Genomic DNA, 23,959 nt, shown 5'->3' on the forward strand with positions numbered 1-23,959 from the left:
GAGTGAGGTGAGAGCATGGATGAGGTCGCATTTATCAAAGAGATGAGGGAAGACTACCAGCTCCCGCCATATCTTGATGATTCCGTGATTAAACGGGCAGGGGAAGAATGCTCTGCCCGTTTATCTTTTATTGTTCCAGGCGCTGATTTTGACGATGACAAGCAGGGAAGAATGCTGCTGAAGAATGCAACCTATTACCTGATCAATCACAGGTATGAAGATTTTGAGCAGAATTATGCCGATGTAATTCACAGCTGGCAGTTAGGAGCGCGTTATGAATCTAAGTAAGGCAGCGACAGCACCACAGTACGTTGACGGATGCTTCACTTTGTATGACAAGGTGAATGTCTCCGATGGTGACTATCAGGAAATCCGGCTGAAGAAGCGCGACATTCCCCCGATCTGGTACCGAGAATTGTCTGTATATGACCGCACACAGCTGCAGTTTGAACAGGCACACAAGGAAGTTACGATCAAGCTGTCTATCCCACAATGGGATGGCGTGGATAGTAATTGCGTGTTGATGATCAACGGCAAGCAGCATGACGTGTTCAACGCTACTCAGATTATCAGCAAGACCGGGTATCGTGAGACAGAGATCACATGTGTATCACCGGAAATGAATTATGAGGTGGAGAAATAAATGACGAAAGATGAATTGTCAAAGCTGCTGCATAGTGTATCCGGTGTTGAGATGGTTGCGGAAGGCGAAGCAGCTATTGAGGCAAAGGGCAATTATCCGCGCATTGTGTACTGGGAAACGGTATGGACTGACAATATGGCATCTGGTGATGATTATCACGTCACAGTTACCTACCAGATTTCATTCTGTGATCGAAAGCCAAGAAGCCAGGCATTGCTGAACCTCAAAAAGGCACTCAATGATGCCGGATTGCATCCGACATGGTATCACGAGCACGTTGTTCCCACTTCCAGTCCTCAATACTTCCACAGCTATTGTGCCCTGGACGTTGAGGAAGATCTGTAATGTCGATATACGTTGAAAAAAGCGGCTTTGACGATCTTGAAAAAGAGCTGGAAGACATGATGAAAGAGATGGACGACGAGTCCATCACTAATACATTGAAGACTGGCGCGGAGGAGTTCCGAGATGATCTGCTGAAGCTTCCATCGCCGAGATCCAGAATCAATACCGCTGGTCATACGCATTTGCTTGACACGTTTGCTATCAAGCAGGAAGGCACAGGGTGGCTGGTAGGATGGGGCAGATATTACGGCCCTATCATTGAGCGCGGATGGACCGGTGCTGGGAAAAGCCATAAAAGTAAGCATTCTGCAATCCCGCATTTTCGTCCAACATTCGCCAGGAACAAAGAAAAGTATTACGATGATATGATTTCAAAAATTTTTGGAGGAGATAAATGACCACAACATTCAAACATCCCGCCACAGTTGAAACGGTGGGCAATCAGTTTATCTGCTTTGATACGATGGACACAGACGGAAGCTGGACATCCACTTTTGCCACTGATGTTTCCGAGTATCCGACAGTGACTGAGATTGAGGTTGCCGACAATACAGATTCCTATGATTCTTACGCTTCCGGTAAGATTTACGAATCTGATGCACCGGTGACATCAAAGACAATTACCGTCACCAATATTGCGTTTGATTCCATCACAATCGAAAAGATGAAGGGCGCAGATATTGACGGTGGTGTTGTTTTGTCCGGCGGCACAAAAAATACCCGTCCGTATTTCGCATATGGCGTTGATGTCATCAATAAAGACAAGACACACGAGTACAGATGGTATCCTAAGTGCAAGCTGACAGATAATGATGATAAGACATCCACATCTGCCGACAAGCACTCCGATCAGACTAAACAGCTCACAATCACTGCTTATGGCTTCGATGATGATGGCCACATTGATTGCAAAGTGTTCACCAGCGAAAAGGGATACGAGAATGTAAAGGCAGCGGATTTCTTTACTAAGCCTATCCTGACACTGGCAGATGCTAAGAAGCTCGGCACTGCTGCAGGAGCATAATCGGGAATGAATGGAAAAATCGAGGCGGGCAACACCGCCTCTTTTTCTTTAAATCCGCTGTGTGCCGATGATCTTTGGGACCTGGGGGCGTTGATTAAAAAGCTGGGTGTCACGGAAGCAATGCAGGCACTTCCCAAAAAGGAATTGACCAAACTGCAAAACTACAAAGCACCGACAATGCTTGATGATTCCGGCAATGTCGTACCGATGCCGCGTGACAAGTGGAACGACAGGCAGATCAAGGCTGAAGAAGATGCCGAGATTGCACAGAGTATGGTGATCGGCAAGTTTGTCGAATGTATCTTTGATCACATCTTTGACTGCAAGGCTGAGGTGAACAGGCTGCTGGCAAGGGGCATTGGTGAGGACTTAACCGCCTTATCAAAGATGCCGATTACTGAATATGTGCAGCTCATTTACGCATACTTTGACCGGGATGAGATGATCGATTTTTTCAGGCAGGCGCTGAAATCAGCGCCAACACAAATGAAGTCACGGATGTCCTATACCGCCGGTATGGCAGCGCAGTAAATGACATTTTGAATCTGCATATCCGTATGCACGATATCAGTAACTTTATTTCATGGGTGATCCATAAAGAAACGAATGATCGCAAAGATCAGATGATGTGGGAGTTGTATCTGCATACAGGTGCAATGACCGGCATTTCATATAAGGAATGGAAAGAAGGAATAGACAATGGCAGATGATTTAAAGCGTGTTGGCTTGAAGTTCACAGCCGAAGGTGCAGAAGATTTTAAGAGTGCCTTAAAGTCCGTTTCTGCTTCCACCAAGGAGAACTACTCTGAGTTAAAGCTGGCACAGTCTCAGTACGATAAGAACACAAGCAGCACAAAGAAGCTGGAAGATCGGCAGAAGTATCTTGCCAGTCAGACAGAAGACTACAAGAAGAAACTTGGCATCCTTAACACGCAGCTTGCTGAAATGGAAAACGCTGAGAATAAGGATGAGGCTGCTATTGCCAAAAAACGCGCGGAGATCAACCAGACAACTGCAAAGCTTAACGAGTATCAGGATAGCCTGGAAAAAGTCAACAAGGCACTCGAAAACCATGTCGGTGACATTAAAGACATGGGTGCAAAGCTGACCGATATGGGCGGTAAGGTTGAGGGCGTTGGCAAGGCGCTATCTGTAGGCGTTACCGCGCCAGTTACCGCTGCAGCTGCAGCATCTGTCAGTGCATGGCATGAAGTTGACGAGGCAATGGACACTGTCACGACTAAAACGGGCGCGTCCGGTGCGGCTCTGGAGGATATGCAGAACCGCGCAAAGAGTATTGCTGAGACTATTCCGGTTTCGTTCCAGGATGCTGGCACTGCAATCGGTGAGGTTAATACCCGTTTCGGCGTGACTGGTGATCAGCTGGAAGGATTATCCAAGCAGTTTTTGGAGTTCGCACAGATAAACGGAACAGATGTAAACAGCAGCATTGACAGTGTACAGAAGGCTTTATCTGCGTTTGGACTAAGTGCTGATGATGCCGGCAATATGCTTGACACCTTGAACGTTGTCGGACAGAACACGGGCATCTCAGTAGACACACTTGCACAGGAGATGACCGCCAACGGCGCAGCTATGCGTGAGATGGGATTCAGTGCATCAGACGCGGCTAACCTGTTGGGCACATTGGAAAAATCCGGCATCAATACTAACGATGTCATGACCGGTCTGAAAAAGGCTATGGCTGAGAGCCAGAGCACAGGCGAGAGCATGGGCGATGTCCTGCAGCGTGCCTTCAGCAGTGCTGGTGATGCGTCAGACGTTTTCGGTGCAAAGGCAGGGCCGGCACTCTATAATGCCATGCAGTCCGGCATCCTCAGCATGGATATGTTTGTGGCAGGCACGACAGATCTGACGGATGCTGCCGGATCTGTCAGCGATACATTTGAACAGACACTTGATCCGCTCGATCAGACGCAAGTGGCAATGAACAACTTAAAGGATGTCGGCGCGCAGCTAGTTGATGCGGCGGCGCCTTTGATCACTGATGTTCTGGGCGCACTGACAGATGGCATTAAGAATCTCAAAGGCATGCTGGACAGTATGCCGGAAGGCGCGCAGCAGGCCATTGTGCAGTTTGCATTGATGGCGGCAGCTGTCGGCCCGGTTGTGCTTGGAATCGGTAAGCTGATGACTGGCGTTGGTGGACTTATCACTAAGTTTGCTGGGGCACTGGAAAGCGCTGGATCATTTGGAGGTGCGCTGACATCACTGGCGGGTGGCCCTGTTGGACTGATCATAGGCGCGATCGCTGCTGTAGTGGCAGCACTGGTTGCCTTGTACATGAACAATGAGGACTTCCGCAATTTCGTAAATGAGGCATGGACTAACATCCAGAGCGTGATCGGCACGGTAATTGACGCGATTAAAGGATTCTGGGAGAGCACACTGCAGCCTGTATTTCAGGCAATCGGAGACTTCTGCCAGAACATTCTCTGGCCGGTTATTCAGCTGGTGTTCATGTCAATCAGTGAAGTTGTCGGTGCTGTTTTCCAGGTAATTAAAGGATACTGGGACAACATCCTTCAGCCTGTATTCAGTGCCATTGGCAGTTTCTTACAGGGCACTGTATGGCCAATTGTGCAGACGGTGTTTAATGCGATCGGAAGTGTAGTAAGCACTGTTTTCAATGCAATTAAAGCTGTTTGGGATTCTGTGCTGCATCCGGTATTCAGAGCGATAGGTGATGCTGTACAGGCTATGGCTAATGTTATTTCGCCAATTCTTGATGGCATCAAGGGAAGCTTTGAGCGTGTGTTCAATGGCATTAAGAATTTCTTGTCACCAATCATCAGTTGGCTGAAAGGAATCTTTAACTTCCACTGGTCACTGCCTGGTATTAAGCTTCCACACTTCCACATTACCGGAAAATTCAGTTTGAAGGATCTCACAGTTCCGCATATCAGTGTTGACTGGTACGCAAAGGCCATGTCACGAGGCATGATCCTGAATGGAGCCACGATCTTCGGGGCATCCGGTGGCAGTCTGCTTGGCGGCGGTGAAGCTGGGCCTGAAGCAGTAGTAGGCGTGAACAGCCTTGACCGGATGATCCAGCAGTCAGTCATGCAGGCATCCGAACAGAGCATCAGCTATGGCGGCATTACGATCAACGTGTATGGCGCGCAGGGCCAGAGCGTGAAGGAACTGGCAGACGAAATCGAAGACCGCATCAATGACAAGATGCGGCGCAGGCAGAAGGTGTTTGAATGAGAAATTACTTAATTTACAACGGTGTTAGTACCGCTGATTTTTGCGTTGAAGTCTCAGGCACGAACGCCTTTGGATCTGCTGAGCCTGACTATGAAACGGTAAGCATACAAGGCCGGGCAGGTGATCTGTTCATCGATCATGGCAGATATAAGAATGTGGAGCTGACATATACATGTCTGCTACAGAAGGATTTTGATCGCAATTTCAGTGGATTGAAAGGCAAGCTGTTAAAAAGCCCTGGATATCACAGGTTGGAAGATAGCTTTCATCCGGAAGAGTACCGGATGGCTATCATTTCAGGCAGCATTGATCCGTCTATGGCTGTAAGGCTGAGAGAAGGAACTTTTGATATTACTTTTAGCTGCAAGCCGCAAAGATATCTGAAGTCAGGTGAGCAGGTGATCACACTTACGGCATCTGGGAAGATCTACAATCCTACGGACTTTGATGCAAAGCCTCTGATCAGAGTGTATGGCAGCGGAGATCTTTGCATTGGTGATAAGTCAGTCACGATCAGCACTACAGATGCTTACACTGACATTGACTGTGAGACAGGTGAGGCATACATGAGTGACGCGTCTAATAACAGGAACTCAAGCGTCACAATTCCAGGACATGTCTATCCGGTGCTTGTCGGATCAGAAGCAACTGGAATCACTCTGGGAACAGGAATTACAAAAGTCGAAATAACGCCAAGGTGGTGGATCTTATGATTCCGATTTTATACAAGCAGGATGAGAAAGAATTTAAATCTGAAGGCATTGGCCATCTCACAGATGCAATCGAGTGCGCAGTGCCAGAAGAAAGAAACGGCCTTTTTGAACTGAATATGACCTACCCTGTCAAGGGTATTCACTTTGATGATCTGAAGGTTGGAAATATCATCCTTGCAAAGCCAAACTGGGTACAAGATCCGCAGCCATTTGACATCAAAACAGTCACACCATCGACAGATGGCATGACAGCGAAGATCTACGCACAGAATTGGGGCTATCGGCTATCTGGTATCCCGGTCAAACCATTCACAGCTACAGGCATTGTGAATGCCTTAAATGGATTGATTTCAAACTCAATGATTGCACCGGGCTTTTCAGTGTGGACAGATATCGACAACACGACCACAAAATTCACAGTGTCGCATCCTCAGTCTTTCCGGGCATGCCTGGGCGGAACTGATGGATCGATTCTGCAGACGTTCAGTGGATCTGGATCGCTGGAGTACATGTGGGACGGAAGCACTGTTAAGGTGTACCGCCATAGAGGACAGGACAACGGCGTTTCGATCAGATACGGAAAGAATCTTTCCAGTCTGAAGCAGGAAACGAGTATCGAAAACACATACACTGGCTGCCTTGCATATTGGATTGATTCCGAAAAAGGGAAGTATGTATGCAGCGCAATTCAGTACACCGACAATCACAAGTCTTTCGCACATGAGCGGATCTATATGCTGGATGTCTCATCCGATTTTAATGAAACAGAGCCGACAGTAGACCAGCTAAACGCGAAGGCATCAGCGTACATAGTTGACAACGATATTGGTACACCAAGCGTCAATCTTGAAGTGTCCTTTGTGGATCTGTCACAGACAGCGGAATACCAGAACATCGCGCCGCTTGAAAGAGTAAATCTGTGTGACACGGTGCATGTCTACTTCCCGGATTTTGGCGTTGATGCGAAAGCCAAAGTCATTAAAACAGAGTGGAATGTGCTGATGGATCGCTACAATTCCATCACACTTGGTGATGCAAAAAGTAATTTCTCAGACACGATCAAACAGGAAGCACATGACGCTGTTGATCCGGTGATCGACACGACAAAATCTTTCCTGGAACAAGCAATCGCAAAAGCATCCGAGCTTCTCAAGGGCGGCACCAGCGGCCATATGGTCATCGGTACCAATGCCAACAGCGAGGCCAATGAGCTTTTCTTCATGGATACGGATAGCAAGGCTACTGCCAAGAATGTTTTCCGACTGAACATGAACGGCTGGGGACTGAGTACAACTGGCATTGACGGGCCATACACGACAGCCTGTACCATTGACGGCAACTTTAATGCATCGATCATAAATTCCGGCGAGATCAACGGCTTGCTCATCAAAGGCGGAACCATCGCGGCCGGAGCGCTTGACGATGATCTGTCCGGCAAGTTGTCCAGTGCTCAGGCGACTGCCACTGGTGCGGCGAATGCGGCCGCAAATGCGATTATCGACAGAAATGTCGAGTATCTGCAGACAACAAGTACCGTTCCACCCAGTCAGTCAGATAGTGGATGGAACCATAATAAGCCAACATACGATGCCGAGAAGTACACTTGGGAACGTGTGAAGTATTTCTATAATAACGGAACCATTAAATATTCTGATCCAGCGTGTGATACGGTCGGAGTACAGGTCGATATCAGCACCTTTAAGCAGACTTTTTGGGCTGATAGCACGGGCGCTCATGTAAAGTCTGGCAGTGGCGGTGAAACAGTTGTCAAGGGAGACGGTGTTTACATCTTAGTTAATGGGGTTGAAGTTGCTAAATATACCGCGACAGGCGGTGAGATCACGCAAATGAAAGTAGACACCTATCTGTATGTTGGTACACACCGATTGGAGAAATGTAAGATGTTTGGCGAAGATGGATTCGGAGCCTTCTGGAATGGTTAAGGTGGCTAAATGGCAGATTTAAGTTTTTGGGTAGGCGCCGGAGACTACGGCGGAGGTAACGCCCATGGGGCGCAAGTCTATGGATCAGCTTGGGAATCCGGGACATCAGTAGACGGCAATTATTCCACTGTAAGCTGGTCGATCTCGGCCACCTATACATGCCGAAGCGGATATACATGGGGAGGCTCAACAAGATCATCAGCTGGATACCTTGACATGATCGTTAATGGGTCTGTCGTTGGGACTATCACCATGTCCATCACCAAAGGATGGGGCAATGGGACATCCATCGGCAGCTTGTCAGGCAGCTTGAACATCGGTCATGCAGCAGATGGATCTGGCAGCTTCAGCTTCGGCATTCGGGTAAGGACCGGTGGAGGTAACTTCTCGGGTGATCAGGCGGTGTATGGAAGTGGCAGTCAGTCAAGCAGCAAAGGTCTGTCTACAATCCCGCGCGCATCACAGCCGAGCGCGTCAACTGGTGACCCGACAGCTGGATCAGCATTCACGGTTTACACGAACCGGAAAAGCAGCAGCTTCACGCACACCATCTATTATGAAGTCCGCTACGGCGGAAACAACGGCGCGCATGTGCAGGTAGCATCCGGTGTGGCAGGCTCATGCACTGTGACGGTGCCGGAATCTGTTTTCGACAGCATCGGCTCATCCAGTACCGTGCCGCTGAGGATCTTGTGCTACACGTATAGCGGCAGCACACAGATTGGTGATGTTAAGTACACAGATCTCACTCTGCACGCAAGCAATAGCATGGCTCCGTCAATATCGAGTTTTGCCATTACTGAGACAAATAGCAGCGTAAGTGCCAAAGGATCCTCAATCACGCTTCGCTATCTGTCACGAAAAGTGGCCACATGCAAGGCAACCGCTAAAAACGGGGCATCAATAGCAAGTGTTGTAGTCACAAACGGAAGCAATTCATGGGCCATGCCATTGACGCTGAGCACTTACACCAGTGCAACGATGGATATGCTCGCGTCTGGGCATTACGTTGTGACTGTGACAGACAGCCGAGGGCTAAAATCCCAGGCTGAAATCAATCAGACATATTACAGCTACAGTGCGCCAACAGTTTCAGGCAGTGCATCGAGGGCAAGCGCTACAGGTGCTGCTGGATCGCTTACTATCAAGGGCACATACTGGAATCAGCTAAGCAATACAGCGTCCATCACTTATCAGAGAAACGACGCGTCCGCAACGAAATTGTCGGCAACTGCTTCTAACGGTTCTGTGAGCGGCTCAGTGCCCTACACAGATCTGGACTATCAGACCGTGTATCGATGGACGCTTACTATTACAGACAGCTTTGGCGAGTCTGGCAGCGTAACTGTGACGCTGCCGGCAAGCGTACCGTCTTTTTGGATCGGTAAGACCACGATAGCAATCAACGGCGTCAAGCTTGACGACTACGTTGCGGGATGCTTTAAGGTGGTGTCATTTAACAGCACAATTGATAAAGCAATTGGTTTTAAGACCGTGAACGTGACTGTCCCGGATGGGTATGTGCTGCTAATACCGGCGCCGCTTGGTGCTTATGTATCCGGTGATCCGTTGGTGTATGTGACAGATAGATCGGCGGTTCAGACAGCGGCAACTACAGTCACGGTATCGTGCTATACAACTGCAGGCTCGTATGACATGACACTGTATGGATGGCTGCTGCTTGTTAAGGGCACGTGGTCATCTACACCGCCAGTACCACAGACTTGAGAGGAGAGGAGGATTAAATGGCAAATCAAACAGTAAAACTTGACATGACACCGGGATGTCTTCAAAGCGCGGTGAGTGTGTCACAGTATGATGATGGCTTAAGATCAATTGACTTTGAGCTGTATAAAGACGGGGCAGTTTATAACATTCCGTCCGGTGCAACCGTAACGATCAACGGACATAAGCCGGACGGCAATGTGTACTCGGTTCCGTGCACATATTCTGGCAATGTGGTAACAGTTACATTCACCAAGCAGATGACCGCTGTTGACGGCTTCAGTGCTGCGGAAATCAGCATCGTATCCGGTTCGACAAGATTAGGCTCTGCAAATTTTAAGGTCATCGTCGAAAAATCGCCAATGTCAGACGGTGCGGTGGTTTCTGAATCTCAGATCCCTTTGATCGAAGAGGCAGGACAGCACGCTGCAGAGGCACTGATCAGCCGGAATGCAGCTGCAGAGAGCGCTAAGTCTGCGGCAAGCAGTGCGGCTGCCGCATCAACTTCCGCATCGGAAGCAAAAGGCTACAATGAGCAGGCCTTAAAAAGTTCGACTGAAGCTAAGAATTACAGAGATCAGGCAGCAGGATATGCAGGCGCCGTTTCTTTCAGCTTCATGGTCGATTCAGAGGGTTATATTTGCTTACACTACAAGGAGGATACAAAAGCATAATGGCAGATTATACGGACAGACTGATTAACCACGCAGATGGAATCGGCATCAAAGAAGCGCTCGATAGGATCGCAGATGCGGTTGGCACACAGAGTAAAAACCCAGTCCGCTATGGGATCCGCATTGATAAGAATGACGGAAATGCGGACTCCAGAATTACCTACATTTTTGATGCAGTGGGTATGACGCCTGCTAAGATGGACTACACGAGCGGTAGGTTCGATTATGGCTCATGGGCGGATGCATTTTTTGTAAAAAACAATTATCCGGCATTCTACAGCTTTGAAGGAAAAGAAGAGTACAAGCTCGATCCAAATGATCAGACGAAGAAGGTTGACGGTTCAGCTTCAGGCATTGCGGATACATCCGTGAAAGGAAATTTCTTCAGTGTTTTTGATGGCTCAAATGGCAACAAGATATACCTATGCCAGGAAGAGACAGCAACAGGATATGAGTACATCATCGTTTCCAACTACAAATGGTCTGATAAGTATGTGGATGATGCGTATGTAAGAGAAGACGGATCATACGCTGATAAGCTGCTGTATCCGATGTTCAAGGGATCAGTTGTTGATGGCAAGCTCAGATCCATTGCAGGGCAGAATCCGACAGGAAACACATCAGCACAGGAAGAGATCAACTATGCAGCGGCCAACTCTGACAAGGCAAAATATCGGATCGGAGACTGGGCACACTACAATCTCATCTGGTCTCTGTTGAAAATCATGGGTAAGTCCGAAAACTTACAAAGTGTTTTTGGAAATGGTGATATGAGCACTTATGATGATAGTAATACGACAACATATGGAAAGATTGACACCGGAACCTTAAAGGACAAGGGACAGTTCTTTGGATACAGCGACGGATCTCACGATGTTAAGTGCTTCTTTATCGAAGGCCTGTGGGCTGACAGATGGGAACGCCTGCTCGGCTTTATTCAGAAGAATGGCAAAGCGTTAATTAAAATGACGCCGCCATACAATTTGACAGGTGATGGCTATACAGATGCAGGTGCTGTAAGTTCAACTGAAGGATGGGCTAAAGGGACTACATGCAATCGATATGGCAGATGGACGACCACAGTTGGCGCCAGTGATAGTACCTTCTTGTGTGATTACTACTACGTTAATACCGCAGTAACAGCCGTTCTGCTGGTTGGCGGCGCTTGCGACAATGGCTCGAGCTGTGGAGCGGACTTGAACCTCGCCAATGCTGCTGGCGCTCGGATCTGGTACATCGGTGCCTCGCTTTTCTTAGAACCCCTTGTTGGGGGTGCGGGGGCGTAAGCCCCTGCCAACGGTCGGCCGCTGCGCTAGTGCCGGTCTGCTTCTGTGTTCTGCTGGTTGGCGGCAATTGCAACAATGGCTCGAAATGTGGAGCGTACTTGAACCTCAACAATGCTGCTGGAAATCGGAACTGGAACATCGGTGCCTCGCTACTCTTATCAATGATCAAATGCAACGGCCGGTCGACAGCCCTTGCTGAAAATTTCCGAAACAAGAATGGACTAGTAGAATGTCGAAAGTCTGTTAGGAGATAAGAAAAAATGCAATCATACGGGAACTTATATGCCCCTATGTTGGATAAGAATTTCATAGAATCATGCTGCTATGAAGCGGCGAAAGGAAAAAGAAACCGGAGGTCAGTAAAGCATTTCTTTGACCATCTCGATAAAGAGATTGACAGCATTGCCACCATGCTTGAGAATGATGCATATTATTCGCCAAAACACGTCTCAAAAACAATCAATGAAAACTCAAGTCACAAGACGAGAGCGATCGTGCAACCATATTTTAAGTATGAGCAGATTGTTCATAGGATGTTCGTCGAGCAGTTCAAGACAGTGGTCATGCACTCACAGATCGAAACCTCATGCGGATCGATTCCTGGTCGTGGTGTTCACTATGCGAAAAGATATATAGGAAAGTGGATCAATGGGTATGGCAATAAACGCTTCTATATCCTCAAAACAGATATCCATCATTTCTTTGGAAGCATAGACAGAAGCATCCTGAAAGAGAAAATCAGGGCGAAGATTAGAGATGATCGCTTTTATACGCTTGCTTGCAGAATAATCGAGTATGACGAAAGCTCAGTCGGTGTACCGCTGGGCTTTTATACTTCTCAGTGGTTTGGCAATTTCTATCTTGATGAACTTGATCACTACATCCTAGAAGCACTTAAGCCTCAGCACTATCTAAGATATGCTGATGATATGGTTTTCTTTGATACAAGTAAAAGAAAGCTTCATCGGATTCAGGAGGCAGTGGCGGAGTACATGGCCGAAAAGCTTCATCTCACAATGAAGGACAACTGGCAGGTGTTCAGGTTTGAAGATAAGAACGGTGAACATGGCAGAGCACTGGATTTTCTTGGCTTCGTATTTCATCGAAATAGAACATGCATCCGCAAGTCAATCCTGAGAGCATCGAGACGCAAGGCGTATAGGATAAAGAGAAAAAGGCCGACATGGTACACATCTACGCAGATGCTTTCCTACTTAGGCTGGTATGATGACACAAATTCTTATCACTATTTCAAGCGATATATCACTTCAAGTGTGAATATCAGACAGTTGAAGAAAGTAGTCGCTAAGCACAGCAAAGGAGAAGCAGAAAATGGCAACAGAATGGAAAACAGTCAGATCGGACACAAGACCGGAGCTGATCGACACAACAACATCACAGTCATGCGTATATTTGCGTAAAGACATTAAAGAGGTTGAAGTCACCGACATGGACGGTACAGTCAGGAAGGAGTTCAACTATCTTGAACAGGAATTAACTCCTGCTGAGTATGCAGCAAAGGTGGCAAACAACAACACAGCAAAGATTGATTACATCGCCATGATGGCCGATATCGATACGAGCGAGGTGGCATGATGAGCTGGTTCGAGAAAATTAAAGAATATTACAGTGACGGCAGATGGCCGATCGCGTGGGTAAGAAATGCCGTGAAAAAGGGAAAGATCACCGCTGATCAGTACAAAGAGATCACCGGAGAGGACTATCCGGATGAGGCAGCCAAATGAAGCCGGTGACACTACAGAAGCTTGACCACGCTGAAGTGAAACAGGCTATCGCCGAAAAGTACAGAGTGCCTGTAGAGAGCGTGAAGTACTCAGGCTACTCTTTTTACATCGAGACAGAGGCAGAGACAAAGGATGGCAGCCAAAAGGAATGACTACAGGATTGTACCGGATGGCAAGCCCTTTATGAAGGGAGAGCGAGCATGGTATAAGCTGGACGGTCAGGAACACTGGCTGCTTTTTGAGAGCACGATGGATGGCAACATGACCACACCGGCCACATCACCGTTCATATGGAAACACATTAGAGAGGAAGAAGATAAATGACATTAAAGGGTATTGATGTTGCAAGCTATCAGGCAAACATGGACGTATCTACATATCCGTGCGACTTTGTGATCTGCAAAGCTACAGAAGGAACAAGCTATGTAAACCCTGTATGTGACAAGCATTATCAGCAGGCAAAAGCAAGTGGAAAACTGCTTGGTGTCTATCACTTTGCAAGACCTGACACCGGAAACAGTCCAGAAGCAGAAGCCGACTTTTTCGTGAAGAACATTCAGGGCTATATCGGTGAAGCGGTTCTGGCACTGGATATGGAGTGTGCAGGATGGCCGAAGTATTCAGCATGGGCGCAGACATGGCTTGACAGAGTATATGCAAAGACAGGCGCAAGGCCGTTATTCTATTCACCTGGTTCTGGATTTGAGAATTACAGAGATATGCTGAACAATGGAGACTATGGAGTGTGGGCTTGTTCTGACGATAGCTATTATGCAGGTGCAACTATCGTGATGAAGCAGTCCGTATATGACAACCTTGATCACGATGAATTTTATGGTGATGCTGAAGCGTGGAGAAAGTATGCGAACAGCACATCACAGGAGCCACAGAAACAGCCGTCTAAGAGCGTTGAGCAGTTGGCTAATGAAGTTATTGCCGGAGCATGGGGAGACGGTGCAGAGCGCAAGGAAAGGCTCACAGCGGCAGGATATGACTACACAGCAGTGCAGAATGCGGTAAACTCAAAGCTGACACCAGCAAAGAAGAGCAATGAAGAGATTGCACAGGAAGTCATTGCCGGACAGTGGGGAAATGGTCAGGACAGAGTGAACAGGCTGAATGCGGCAGGATATGATGCTAATGCAATCCAGAATATCGTAAATGGCAAGATGGGCGCAACACAGGCAGAATATTACACGGTACAGAGTGGAGATACACTGTCAGACATTGCATCCAGATATGGCACAACATGGCAGAGCCTTCAGCAGATGAACGGCATCAGCAATCCTAACCTGATCTATGCTGGCCAGACAATCAGAGTGAAGTAATGGCACAAGGTTACTACGCTTACGGACAGGTCACAGCTGCTATCAACGTTGCCAACCTTAGAAGAGCATGAACATCTGGCGAATGACAGTTTTCAGGAGGAAAGATTATGAAATTATCAAATAAGACTTACAACTTCTTAAAATGGGCGTGTCTGATTGCAGTACCTGCACTGATCACGCTGATCAGCACACTTGGCACGATCTATGGCAAGGACACCACAGCTATCACAGCCACAATTGGAGCAGTTGCTACATTCATTGGTGCGCTCATCGGTGTATCAAATTCTGCATACAACAAGCAGAGCGCAGAAAGTGAAGATACCAAACAGTGAGCTCTCCGTGGGACATTATCATTGCGATTCTGGGATCTAATGCGCTTTTTGCCTTTATTACGGCTTTATTGCAGCATCATTGGAGCAAGAAGGATGTGACAACTCAAATGCTGGTAGCACTATGCAGGGATCGCATAACATTTTTGGGTGAGAAGTACATCAGCTCTGGATCCGTAACTGAGCGTGAGCTAACCATACTCATGGACATATACACGCCTTACCACAAGGCCGGTGGTAACGATGTGGCAAGCAAGATCATTGACGATGTTAAACGCTTACCAATCAAAACAAGCGATTAATTAAAAAACAAGCGATTGATTAAACATGCCGGGGCATAGATGCTCCGGCTTTTTTATTTTGTCTATACCAGTGTTTTACCAGCGTTTTTCCATGATGTCCGTGGCACCATTTTGGCACCAAAAATCTAAAAAACTATAAAATACATCACGAATGCATGTATAAAAAACGCAGTAAATAAGCATTTATGAAAATCTAAAAAAGCCTTTAATAAAATCCCTGTTCCTGCGCCATGAAAAGTCACTCATTGGAGTGGCTTTTTTCTTTACCTCTTTTTCTTCAGTCCAGAAAAAAAGCATCCTTTTGAGGATGCTCATGCACGGCCGCAGTATTTGCCATCGGCAGTGGAAACTTCTACAGTATCGCCGGTGTTAATGAACAGCGGAACTTTGATCACCAGGCCTGTTTCCAGCGTGGCATTCTTCTGGGCTGCTGTAGCTGTGTTGCCTTTGACGGCAGCTTCTGCTTCTGCAACCTTCAGATCCACTTTATCCGGCAGCTCAATGCCAAGGATCTCACCATTGTAGAATTCAACCTTGACCATCATACTCTCGGTCAGAAACTGCTTCTCCCATGTCAGACGGTCGCTTGGAATCTCAATCTGCTCATAAGTTTCGGTATCCATGAAGCACAGTGTTTCACCAGCATCATACAGATACTGCATCTCACGCTTGTCGATATTTGCCTCTTCGACACGGTCAGACCCAAGCAGGCCGATTTCCTTGACGACACCGGTCTTAGGACTTCTGACCTTGATGGCAACCTTCATCTTTGCCATGGCTGTTTTATTACGGTCAACGGTGATTGCCTGGTAAAGCTCGCCATCCCAGACAAAGCACTGTCCCGGTTTGATTTCTGTGGACTGAATCATGATTTCACGCTCCTTTGATTTCTTTCATATTTTCTTCAAATCCGGCAATATTGTCAATCCTTACTCAACATTGGGAAACGAACCTGCTGACTTACCGTTTCCGCAATTCAAATATTCTGTTAAAATAATGCAAAGAGAGAAGAGTTGAGATATGGACACAAAGGAGAAGCTTGCGGAAGCACTCCGGGCAAAGATGAAGGAAAAACCGCTTTCCCGGATTACAATTTCTGATCTGACTTCCGCTGTTGGCATTAATCGGCAGACCTTTTATTATCACTACCATGATATTTATGAACTGATTGAGGATATTTATTATCGTGAAACCATGCGCGCAATTGGTGACAGCAACACGATTGAAACATGGCAGACAGGCCTGGCAAGGATGTTTCATGCAGTACAGAACCAGAAGGACTTTGTCGAACAGACATTCCGTTCTATTTCACGGGAGCACATTGAAGATTTCCTGTATAACATCATGGAAAACCTGATTATCAATGCAATCAATGCGACTTCGGCTGGTGTTTTGCTCAAAGAAGAAGACAAGAAGCTGGTTGCCAATTTTTACAAGCATGCTTTGATCGGGATGCTGCTGTCATGGGTAAAGAACGGCATGAAACAGAATCCGGATGAAATTGTTGCCAAGATCGAGATTCTTGCCCGGGATGGTTTTACCCCGGCAATCTCATCCTTTATCAAGAACCGCCAGCCGTGCTGAATTGTCAGCACGGCTTTTGTCAAATGAGCAAAATTGACTAAATTGAAGTGAATGTAAGCACTTTCAAAAAATGACGTACCTTTCTATAATAATACCCAGAAAGAATTTGAAAGGACGGAATCATTATGTATGATGTCATTGTAATTGGCGCTGGCATTACAGGCTCTCTGCTTTCTTACAGCCTGAGCCAGTACAAACTCAGCGTATTGACGCTGGAACGCTGCCACGATATTGCCGATGGCGCAACAATGGCAAATTCTGCCATTGTACATACCGGATATGATCCGGAAGACGGCACCCTGAAGGCAAAACTCAATGTACAGGGCGCAAAGATGTATGAGCAGCTGACCAGGGATCTTGGCTGTGTGCGCAAGGTCGTCGGCGCATATATTGCGGCAGTTGGACCTGAGGAAGAAAAAAAGCTCGATGTACTTGCGGACAGAGCAAAACGCCGGGATATTCCCTATGCATTTCTAAGCGGTGATGAGGCACGTAAGGAAGAGCCAAATCTTTCTGATGGTGTTACAAAAGTACTCAGCTTTCCAACCACAGCTGTGATTTATCCATGGGAAGTTGCCATTGCGGCCATGCAGGCAGCCATTGGCAACGGGACCACTTTAAAACTGGATACAGAAGTACGGAACATTGTAAAGAACGATGGCTTCTTTACTGTAGAAACAAATCAGGGCAGCTTTGAGACAAAGATGGTGATCAACTGCAGCGGCACCCATGCCGATCAGATTGCCAGCATGGTATCAAAGCAGGTGCCATACCATATCACACCGCGGCGCGGTGAATACTATGTCCTGGATCAGGATACCGATTTTGTCCATCATGTCATATTCCCTGTGCCGGGCAAAAAGGGCAAGGGTGTTCTGGCAGTACCGACTGTCTATGGCAATGTACTGCTTGGACCTAACAGTGATTACTGTGATGATCCGGATGACAATGAAAATACCGTGCAGGGTCTGGACTATGTCCGCAGTGAAATCAACAAGACCATGAAGAATGTGCCATTCCAGCATGCGATCCGCACATTCGCCGGCCTGCGTCCAAGTTCCAGCAGTAAGGACTTTGTCATTCAGGAATATGAAGATGCCCCGGGTTTTGTGGATGTAGCGTCCATTGAATCACCGGGTCTTGCCAGTGCACCGGCCGTTGCCAGATATGTCATCGATTCCTTTGTGGCAAAGCATCTGACACTTGATCAGAACCCGGATGCTGTGATGACAAGGAAACGGCCGTTAGTGATGGCCGAGCTTACACCAGAAGAGCGCAATGCTGCAATTGCAGAGAATCCTGCCTATGGCCGCATCATCTGCCGCTGTGAACAGATTTCCGAAGGTGAAATCATTGACTGCATTCATGCCGTCTGTGGTGCCCGCAGCGTCAAGGGTGTCAAGAAGAGAGTGCGTCCGGGCATGGGCAAGTGCCAGGGCGGCTTCTGTGAGCCTAGAGTGGTTGAAATCCTGGCCCGTGAACTGAACGTTTCACCGCTGGAAGTTGTTCTGGATGGACAGAAATCAGAAATCCTGGAAAGTGAGAACCGATAATGAGGAAATATCAGGCAGTGATTATCGGCGGAGGCAGTGCCGGCCTTTCCGCCGCTGTAACATTGAAGGAAAACGGCATCGAAGATATTGTCGTCATTGAAAAGGACAGCGAACCCGGAGGTATTCTGGAACAGTGCATCCATAATGGCTTCGGTCTGCAGACATTCCATGAACAGCTTTCTGGTCCTGCTTATGCTGAACGCTATGTAAACATGGCCAAGAAGCTGAATGTCGACTTCAAGCTCAATACCATGGTGACGGCACTGCATCCGGACCGGACAATCGAATATGTCAATTCCACAGAAGGCTATGTGACCATTCAGGCAGATGCCGTGATTCTGGCAGTTGGCTGCTATGAAAGACCCCGCGGTGCTGTCAATATCATGGGCACAAGACCTGCCGGCATCTATACTGCCGGACAGGCCCAGCGCTATCTGAATATCGACGGCTACCTGGTTGGCAAAAAGGTATTCATTCTTGGCTCTGGCGACATCGGCCTGATCATGGCAAGACGAATGACACTGGAAGGCGCAAAGGTATACGGCGTGGCCGAAATCATGCCGTATTCCAATGGTCTGCCCCGCAACATCAAACAGTGCCTGGAAGACTTCAATATTCCGCTGTATCTTTCTCATACTGTCACTCGTGTCTATGGCAGAGACAGACTTGAGAAAATTGAACTGTCACAGGTGGATGAACACCGTCAGCCAATCCCCGGCACACAGCAGTACTTTGACATTGACACACTGCTGCTGTCTGTCGGTCTGATTCCGGAAAATCACCTGGCTGAAAAAGCCGGGATCGTAATGGATCCAAGAATCAAGGGACCTGTTGTTGATGATACCTATATGACAAGTGTGCCAGGCATCTTTGCCTGCGGCAACGGCCTGCATGTACATGATCTTGTCGACTTTGTATCTCTGCAGGCAAAGCGTGCTGCCCTTGGAGCGGTGCGCTATCTCAAACAGCAGACCCCGCACGGAAAGGAATATCATACAACCCCGGGAGAGGGCATCGGCTATGTCGTGCCGGCCCGCGTTCATTGCGATATCAACGACAATGTTGAATTCTTCTTCCGGGTGAGAAAGCCGATGGAAACCGGTACACTGGAAGTGCGCTGCGGTGATAAGGTGCTGCGGAAGATGCAGAAACATAAGCTCATGCCTTCTGAAATGGAGCGCATGGTCATTACCGGTAAAGAACTTGCCGCAATGAATGATGATCTGGTATTCAGTGTCAGGGAGGATCAGTAATGGAAGAGAAAGAACTTGTATGTGTCTGCTGCCCGCGCGGCTGCCGGATTCATGTTGGCATGGAAGATGGCAAAGTGTTGTCTGTACAGGGCAACTCCTGTCCAAAAGGGGATGCCTATGCCAGACAGGAATGCATCCGGCCGATGCGGATTCTGACAACAACCGTCAGGGCAGAAGGTGGGATTCACCGTGTATGCCCGGTTATCTCAGCATCTGAGATTCCGCTGGATCTGATGACAGAAGCAATGGAGCAGGCCCGCAAAGCAAAGGTGACGGCACCTGTCAAAGAAGGACAGGTCATCCTGAAAGATCTGGCCGGTACCGGTGTCAGCCTGGTAGCTTCCCGGTCACTTGACCGCGCATAAAGAAGCACAAAAAAGGTGGCTCATGTGAACCACCTTTTCAATTGCCTTGTTTGAATGCTTTAATCACCACTTGCACCAAGAGTAACGCTGACCGTCTTCTGCTGACCATCTCTTTCAATGACAACCTCAACGGTATCGCCGACCTTCTTCTTGTTGAGAACGGCACTCAGATCAGAATAGCTGGAGATGTCGGTGCCATCAACGGATACGATGCGGTCATAGGCTTTAATGCCAGCCTGTTCAGCAGGGCCGCCGGTTACAGTATCACTGACATACAGGCCAGCCTTGTAATTGCCGGTATCCTGAGACAACTCCTTGACATAGACACCAAGCGTTGCCCGGTCTGTTACCTTGCCGTTTTCCATCAGCTGCTGGGCAACATTCATGGCATCGTTGATCGGAATGGCAAAGCCAAGTCCTTCAATGACAGTACCGGAAGAAGTTGTACCGGAATCCTTTGCATTGACAATGCCGATCAGATTGCCCTGGCCGTCAAACAGACCGCCGCCGGAGTTGCCGGAGTTGATCGCCGCATTTGTCTGAATCAGATTCATGGATTCATTGTTGATGACCATCTCACGGTTGGTGGCAGAAATGATGCCATCTGTGACCGTGCCGCCTAATGTGCCAAGCGGGTTGCCAATGACAACTGCCTTGTCGCCAACCTGGATCGTATCAGAATCACCGATTGTCGCAGCCGTAAGACCGGTTGCTTCAATCTTCAATACAGCAATATCACTCTTTTCATCAGTACCGACAAGAGAAGCCGTATAGGATGTACCATCACTTGTCACAACGGTATACTCATTGCCATCTGCCACAACATGGTTGTTGGTGATGATATAGCCATCACTGGAAATAATCACACCGGAGCCGGCAGCTTCTGTTTCATAGGTGCCGCCGAAGATGCCATAGCTTGTGGCTGTACCCTTGACCTGGATCTCAACAACACTCGGTGATGCTTTGGCCGCAATTTCTGTTGTTGTCAGATCGCCATCTGAGGATGTGCTGGCACTTGTCTGGGTTGTGGTGGCAGTGCTTTCTGCTGCCTTGTAAACAACCGTTGTGCCATTGCTGCTGTTGGACTTCAGCGCCGCATAGCCGCCGCCAAAGCCGGCACCAAGACCGACCACAGCACTTAAGGCAATGGTCAGAACCGGATGGCTCTTTCTTGTATGCTTTTTATCAGGGCGAGGAGCCTTTGGCTCTGCGCCGGATGGACGCTCTGTGAATTCAGCATCCACAGTGGAATTTTCATTTTCATTCATCTCACTCATCTTTTGTACCTCCCGATTACGCTTATTATGATAGAGCCGGTTTGTGAACAGCATGTGAACGATGCCTGATGTCTGATGAAAACCAGATGACAGCTTTCTTCACCTGCATTTCCATTGTACAATGAATCACTATGGAGATGAGAAAAATGGCAGTATTGAATATTGCAATGCCCATACAGAGAAAAGAACTGATGGCGCTGCTGAAAGAACAGAAAATGCCCCGCTACCGGCTGATCAAGATGATCTCTGCTATGGAAGCACAGTATGAAGTGACGGATGATGGCAGCCATGGCGATCTGGTTTCCTATACAAAGAAACTGTTTGCCCATACAAAGTACGGCGGCGTCATCATGTTCCGGGTGCTGTATAACGGACAGTTCTTTGAAGGCGGCCCCATCCTTGACAAACTGAAGAAATAAAAAAGCGGAATGCTCAGTGCTTCTGCAGGGCGAGGCCATACAGGGCACCGATCGATCCGCCGATGATGTGGGTCAGTTGCGAAATATTGTCACTGGCTGTAATACCGGCATAAATCTGTCTGCCAAGATAGATCACAGCAACAATGATCATGGTCAGGGGAATGCCGCCGCGGTTATTGCCGGTTACACTTGCCATCAGAATGAAGGCAAAGTCAATGCCGCTGGCCCCAAGCAGGGCTGTATTGTCTGGCAGGGCAAGATGGACAAGACCTGTCACCAGGGCAACGACCAGAATAATCTGCAGAATGCGCTTTGAACCATACTTTTCCTCCAGAAGAGGCCCCACCAGCAGAAACATGATCATATTGCTGGTGTAGTGGTCAATGGAAGCGTGGCCAAGGACATGGGTGAACAGACGGACATACTGCATGGGATCACGGAAGGAAGTCCTGTAGATGGAGAAAATCCAGGCATTGGCCCAGCCGTTGGTCAGTGTGTTGGCAATCAGGGCACCGGCGGAAAGCAGCGTAAAGGTCAGAATGACCGGTGCGTTGAACGTAATCTTTTTCATAGGCACTCATTATAGCGCAGCCACGCGTCCATCGATTGAGAATCAAGCAAGAAATTTGTATACTTATCAGGTGTGAAAAAGAGGGAATGAGAATATGGCAGAAAAAAATATTAAAGTAGCCGGCCCGATCCATAATGAGGGCCTGGAAGAAGTGATTGGCCTGCTCAAGCAGGGATCAACACCGGAAAAACAGGCAAAGCTTGGTGAAGAGCTGAAAAAAGCAAAACTGCTTTCACCATGCACTTTTGAAGAGACAAAGGATGCGCAGGGCAGAATTCATGTCCGTCCTGACCAGATGAAGTTCTTCCTTCTCAATACGCAGGATGGCAAGACGTTCTTCCCGGTCTTTACAGATTTTGAAAAGACCAAGCTGATCCACTTTGCCAAGGATGAACCCAAGCATATTGTCAGCACGATTCCGGCTCTGGCAAGAATGCTGTCAGCCAAGGACCAGAAGGCCCAGGGACTGATCATCAATCCGGGTGCCGATAACATTGTCATTCCAAAGAATATGGTACTGATGCTGGCAGGTGTACAGACCAAGGTCGCACCGTCGCCAGTCCGTCCTGCCGTCAAGGCCCAGTACAGTGAACCGCGCATCTATCCAACCCGTATGGTGACGGCGGTCTATGACTACTGCACAGGCAAAAAGGATATCAGCCGTGTCTGGCTGAAACAGAAGATTGCCGGCGGGGCAGTCAGCTTCGTCTTTGTCATTGAAGCAGACAAACAGGATCAAAGTATCGTGGATGGTATTCTTGCCACAGCCACACCGTTAAGCAAGGATGTACCGCTGGAAACAACATGGTACTCTGATGCGGCTGAAAAAGAGATCGTCAAGGGCGGTGTTGCCCTGTATGACAGGAACCTGGAGCTGTGATGCAGTACCGCCATCTGCAGAGTGATGAAATCAGCCAGGGCATAGCCCTGGTGCAGCAGGTTTTTGCCAACAGTGTCCAGAACAAGCTGTCAAGTGAAGCAGTATCTTCCTTTGAAAACTTTCTGGATGATCACAGTCAAGAACTGATCTGGCTTGGTGCCTTTGATGACACCCTCAAAGGCATCGCTGCCTATACACCGGAAACCTATCATGTCTCACTGCTGTTTGTCAGGCAGGAAGACAGCCATCAGGGCATTGGCACCGGCCTGCTTTCCTATATCAAAAAAGAAGCAGGAGATGACTATGTACAGAAGATTACGGTCAATGCACTGCTTTCTTCGGCTGCCTTCTATCAGACATGCGGCTTTGAAAAAGCCGGTGTTCCCACAGATGCCGGCGGTATGCAGGTACAGCTGATGGAATGCCTGCTTGGCAGCCGGTATCTGGGCAGAAAGTACACCGTCGAGATTGACCAGCCCTATGGCAGCCTGCATCCGTATCTGCCGGATCTTGAGCTTGCCTGCAACGCCGGTTATATTCTTCTTCATGGCCGTAACAAACAGGAAATCTGGCAGGATGCCTGTGTCTATGGGCCCCAGGAGCCGCTGGCCACATTTACCGGCATTGTGATTGGCATCATCTACCGCCGTGATGAAGAAAAAACACGCTGGATCCTTTCCAGCGGCATTCAGTATGACCATCAGGATGTCATTGCCGCAATTGCCGGGCTGGAACAGGACAGTGATATCCGGATTCAATGGCTATAAGA

At 48.1% G+C, this 23,959-nt stretch carries 29 protein-coding genes; 26 read left to right on the plus strand and 3 right to left on the minus strand.

Translation table 11 applies throughout. From position 1 onward, the window contains the following. Nucleotides 1-15: 15 nt before the first annotated feature. From SOI44_RS00585 to SOI44_RS00675, 19 genes are all read left to right on the plus strand, one after another. On the plus strand, nucleotides 16-288 hold the full coding sequence (locus tag SOI44_RS00585; protein ID WP_331347307.1) for a hypothetical protein: 273 nt from the start codon (nucleotides 16-18) through the stop codon (nucleotides 286-288). After that, nucleotides 275-643 (plus strand): hypothetical protein, encoded by a 369-nt coding sequence (locus SOI44_RS00590; protein ID WP_331347308.1) that lies wholly within the window; start codon nucleotides 275-277, stop codon nucleotides 641-643. Before SOI44_RS00585 ends, SOI44_RS00590 begins: the two co-directional genes overlap by 14 nt. Continuing rightward, nucleotides 644-988: a hypothetical protein gene (locus SOI44_RS00595; protein WP_331347309.1), complete on the plus strand. Its 345-nt coding sequence runs from the start codon at nucleotides 644-646 to the stop codon at nucleotides 986-988. After that, nucleotides 988-1,386 carry a hypothetical protein gene (locus SOI44_RS00600; RefSeq protein WP_331347310.1) on the plus strand — a complete coding sequence of 133 codons (399 nt, stop codon included), beginning with the start codon at nucleotides 988-990 and terminating at the stop codon, nucleotides 1,384-1,386. The genes SOI44_RS00595 and SOI44_RS00600 overlap by 1 nt, the downstream gene beginning before the upstream one ends. Continuing rightward, nucleotides 1,383-2,012, plus strand: a complete 630-nt coding sequence (locus SOI44_RS00605) for a major tail protein (RefSeq protein ID WP_331347311.1) — start codon at nucleotides 1,383-1,385, stop codon at nucleotides 2,010-2,012. The genes SOI44_RS00600 and SOI44_RS00605 overlap by 4 nt, the downstream gene beginning before the upstream one ends. A 6-nt stretch (nucleotides 2,013-2,018) precedes the next feature. Beyond that, nucleotides 2,019-2,543 (plus strand): hypothetical protein, encoded by a 525-nt coding sequence (locus SOI44_RS00610; RefSeq protein ID WP_331347312.1) that lies wholly within the window; start codon nucleotides 2,019-2,021, stop codon nucleotides 2,541-2,543. A gap of 168 nt (nucleotides 2,544-2,711) precedes the next feature. Then, a complete protein-coding gene (locus SOI44_RS00615; RefSeq protein ID WP_331347313.1) occupies nucleotides 2,712-5,243 on the plus strand; it encodes a phage tail tape measure protein in 2,532 nt (843 codons plus the stop codon). Continuing rightward, nucleotides 5,240-5,956: a hypothetical protein gene (locus tag SOI44_RS00620; protein ID WP_331347314.1), complete on the plus strand. Its 717-nt coding sequence runs from the start codon at nucleotides 5,240-5,242 to the stop codon at nucleotides 5,954-5,956. Before SOI44_RS00615 ends, SOI44_RS00620 begins: the two co-directional genes overlap by 4 nt. Continuing rightward, entirely contained in the window at nucleotides 5,953-7,899 is a 1,947-nt protein-coding gene (locus tag SOI44_RS00625; RefSeq protein WP_331347315.1) for a phage tail spike protein, read from the plus strand. The genes SOI44_RS00620 and SOI44_RS00625 overlap by 4 nt, the downstream gene beginning before the upstream one ends. 252 nt (nucleotides 7,900-8,151) lie before the next feature. Continuing rightward, nucleotides 8,152-9,627: a DUF859 family phage minor structural protein gene (locus SOI44_RS00630; protein WP_331347343.1), complete on the plus strand. Its 1,476-nt coding sequence runs from the start codon at nucleotides 8,152-8,154 to the stop codon at nucleotides 9,625-9,627. A 17-nt stretch (nucleotides 9,628-9,644) separates the two neighbouring features. Further along, nucleotides 9,645-10,298 (plus strand): BppU family phage baseplate upper protein, encoded by a 654-nt coding sequence (locus SOI44_RS00635; RefSeq protein WP_331347316.1) that lies wholly within the window; start codon nucleotides 9,645-9,647, stop codon nucleotides 10,296-10,298. Then, on the plus strand, nucleotides 10,298-11,584 hold the full coding sequence (locus SOI44_RS00640) for a hypothetical protein (RefSeq protein WP_331347317.1): 1,287 nt from the start codon (nucleotides 10,298-10,300) through the stop codon (nucleotides 11,582-11,584). Before SOI44_RS00635 ends, SOI44_RS00640 begins: the two co-directional genes overlap by 1 nt. A gap of 260 nt (nucleotides 11,585-11,844) precedes the next feature. Then, complete coding sequence (locus tag SOI44_RS00645) at nucleotides 11,845-13,005, plus strand: RNA-directed DNA polymerase (protein ID WP_331347318.1); 1,161 nt, start codon at nucleotides 11,845-11,847, stop codon at nucleotides 13,003-13,005. Nucleotides 13,006-13,033: 28 nt separating this feature from the next. Further along, on the plus strand, nucleotides 13,034-13,180 hold the full coding sequence (locus SOI44_RS00650) for a hypothetical protein (protein WP_331347319.1): 147 nt from the start codon (nucleotides 13,034-13,036) through the stop codon (nucleotides 13,178-13,180). After that, a complete protein-coding gene (locus tag SOI44_RS00655; protein ID WP_331347320.1) occupies nucleotides 13,180-13,329 on the plus strand; it encodes an XkdX family protein in 150 nt (49 codons plus the stop codon). Before SOI44_RS00650 ends, SOI44_RS00655 begins: the two co-directional genes overlap by 1 nt. Further along, nucleotides 13,326-13,481, plus strand: a complete 156-nt coding sequence (locus SOI44_RS00660; RefSeq protein ID WP_331347321.1) for a hypothetical protein — start codon at nucleotides 13,326-13,328, stop codon at nucleotides 13,479-13,481. Before SOI44_RS00655 ends, SOI44_RS00660 begins: the two co-directional genes overlap by 4 nt. Then, nucleotides 13,462-13,653 (plus strand): hypothetical protein, encoded by a 192-nt coding sequence (locus tag SOI44_RS00665; protein WP_331347322.1) that lies wholly within the window; start codon nucleotides 13,462-13,464, stop codon nucleotides 13,651-13,653. The genes SOI44_RS00660 and SOI44_RS00665 overlap by 20 nt, the downstream gene beginning before the upstream one ends. Further along, a complete protein-coding gene (locus SOI44_RS00670; protein WP_331347323.1) occupies nucleotides 13,650-14,657 on the plus strand; it encodes a GH25 family lysozyme in 1,008 nt (335 codons plus the stop codon). The genes SOI44_RS00665 and SOI44_RS00670 overlap by 4 nt, the downstream gene beginning before the upstream one ends. 107 nt (nucleotides 14,658-14,764) lie before the next feature. After that, nucleotides 14,765-14,989: a phage holin gene (locus SOI44_RS00675; RefSeq protein WP_331347324.1), complete on the plus strand. Its 225-nt coding sequence runs from the start codon at nucleotides 14,765-14,767 to the stop codon at nucleotides 14,987-14,989. A gap of 610 nt (nucleotides 14,990-15,599) precedes the next feature. Here the strand turns inward: SOI44_RS00675 and efp are convergent. Continuing rightward, nucleotides 15,600-16,157: an elongation factor P gene (gene efp / locus SOI44_RS00680; RefSeq protein ID WP_331347325.1), complete on the minus strand. Its 558-nt coding sequence runs from the start codon at nucleotides 16,155-16,157 to the stop codon at nucleotides 15,600-15,602. Nucleotides 16,158-16,308: 151 nt separating this feature from the next. On the opposite strand from efp, the gene SOI44_RS00685 reads away from it, so the two are divergent. The 4 genes from SOI44_RS00685 (at nucleotide 16,309) to SOI44_RS00700 (ending at nucleotide 20,043) form a co-directional block, all read left to right on the plus strand. Continuing rightward, nucleotides 16,309-16,872: a TetR-like C-terminal domain-containing protein gene (locus tag SOI44_RS00685; RefSeq protein WP_331347326.1), complete on the plus strand. Its 564-nt coding sequence runs from the start codon at nucleotides 16,309-16,311 to the stop codon at nucleotides 16,870-16,872. A gap of 125 nt (nucleotides 16,873-16,997) precedes the next feature. Further along, complete coding sequence (locus SOI44_RS00690) at nucleotides 16,998-18,425, plus strand: NAD(P)/FAD-dependent oxidoreductase (RefSeq protein WP_331347327.1); 1,428 nt, start codon at nucleotides 16,998-17,000, stop codon at nucleotides 18,423-18,425. After that, nucleotides 18,425-19,678, plus strand: coding sequence for an NAD(P)/FAD-dependent oxidoreductase (locus SOI44_RS00695; protein WP_331347328.1), 1,254 nt, complete (start codon nucleotides 18,425-18,427; stop codon nucleotides 19,676-19,678). The genes SOI44_RS00690 and SOI44_RS00695 overlap by 1 nt, the downstream gene beginning before the upstream one ends. Then, nucleotides 19,678-20,043, plus strand: coding sequence for a DUF1667 domain-containing protein (locus tag SOI44_RS00700; protein WP_331347329.1), 366 nt, complete (start codon nucleotides 19,678-19,680; stop codon nucleotides 20,041-20,043). The genes SOI44_RS00695 and SOI44_RS00700 overlap by 1 nt, the downstream gene beginning before the upstream one ends. A gap of 59 nt (nucleotides 20,044-20,102) precedes the next feature. Here the strand turns inward: SOI44_RS00700 and SOI44_RS00705 are convergent, their stop codons facing one another. Further along, nucleotides 20,103-21,320 (minus strand): S1C family serine protease, encoded by a 1,218-nt coding sequence (locus tag SOI44_RS00705; protein WP_331347330.1) that lies wholly within the window; start codon nucleotides 21,318-21,320, stop codon nucleotides 20,103-20,105. A gap of 146 nt (nucleotides 21,321-21,466) precedes the next feature. On the opposite strand from SOI44_RS00705, the gene SOI44_RS00710 reads away from it, so the two are divergent. Next, nucleotides 21,467-21,739 carry a hypothetical protein gene (locus SOI44_RS00710; RefSeq protein WP_331347331.1) on the plus strand — a complete coding sequence of 91 codons (273 nt, stop codon included), beginning with the start codon at nucleotides 21,467-21,469 and terminating at the stop codon, nucleotides 21,737-21,739. A gap of 13 nt (nucleotides 21,740-21,752) precedes the next feature. Here SOI44_RS00710 and SOI44_RS00715 read toward each other — a convergent pair whose 3' ends face one another. After that, nucleotides 21,753-22,310: a rhomboid family intramembrane serine protease gene (locus SOI44_RS00715; RefSeq protein WP_331347332.1), complete on the minus strand. Its 558-nt coding sequence runs from the start codon at nucleotides 22,308-22,310 to the stop codon at nucleotides 21,753-21,755. Nucleotides 22,311-22,404: 94 nt separating this feature from the next. Between SOI44_RS00715 and SOI44_RS00720 the strand changes: the two genes are divergently transcribed. Both SOI44_RS00720 and SOI44_RS00725 read left to right on the plus strand, forming a co-directional pair. Next, nucleotides 22,405-23,190 carry an enhanced serine sensitivity protein SseB C-terminal domain-containing protein gene (locus SOI44_RS00720; RefSeq protein WP_331347333.1) on the plus strand — a complete coding sequence of 262 codons (786 nt, stop codon included), beginning with the start codon at nucleotides 22,405-22,407 and terminating at the stop codon, nucleotides 23,188-23,190. After that, complete coding sequence (locus tag SOI44_RS00725) at nucleotides 23,190-23,957, plus strand: GNAT family N-acetyltransferase (protein WP_331347334.1); 768 nt, start codon at nucleotides 23,190-23,192, stop codon at nucleotides 23,955-23,957. Before SOI44_RS00720 ends, SOI44_RS00725 begins: the two co-directional genes overlap by 1 nt. Nucleotides 23,958-23,959: the final 2 nt, after the last annotated feature.

The sequence above is a fragment of the Lactimicrobium sp. genome, assembly GCF_036453465.1.
Lineage (GTDB): Bacteria > Bacillota_I > Bacilli_A > Erysipelotrichales > Erysipelotrichaceae > Bulleidia.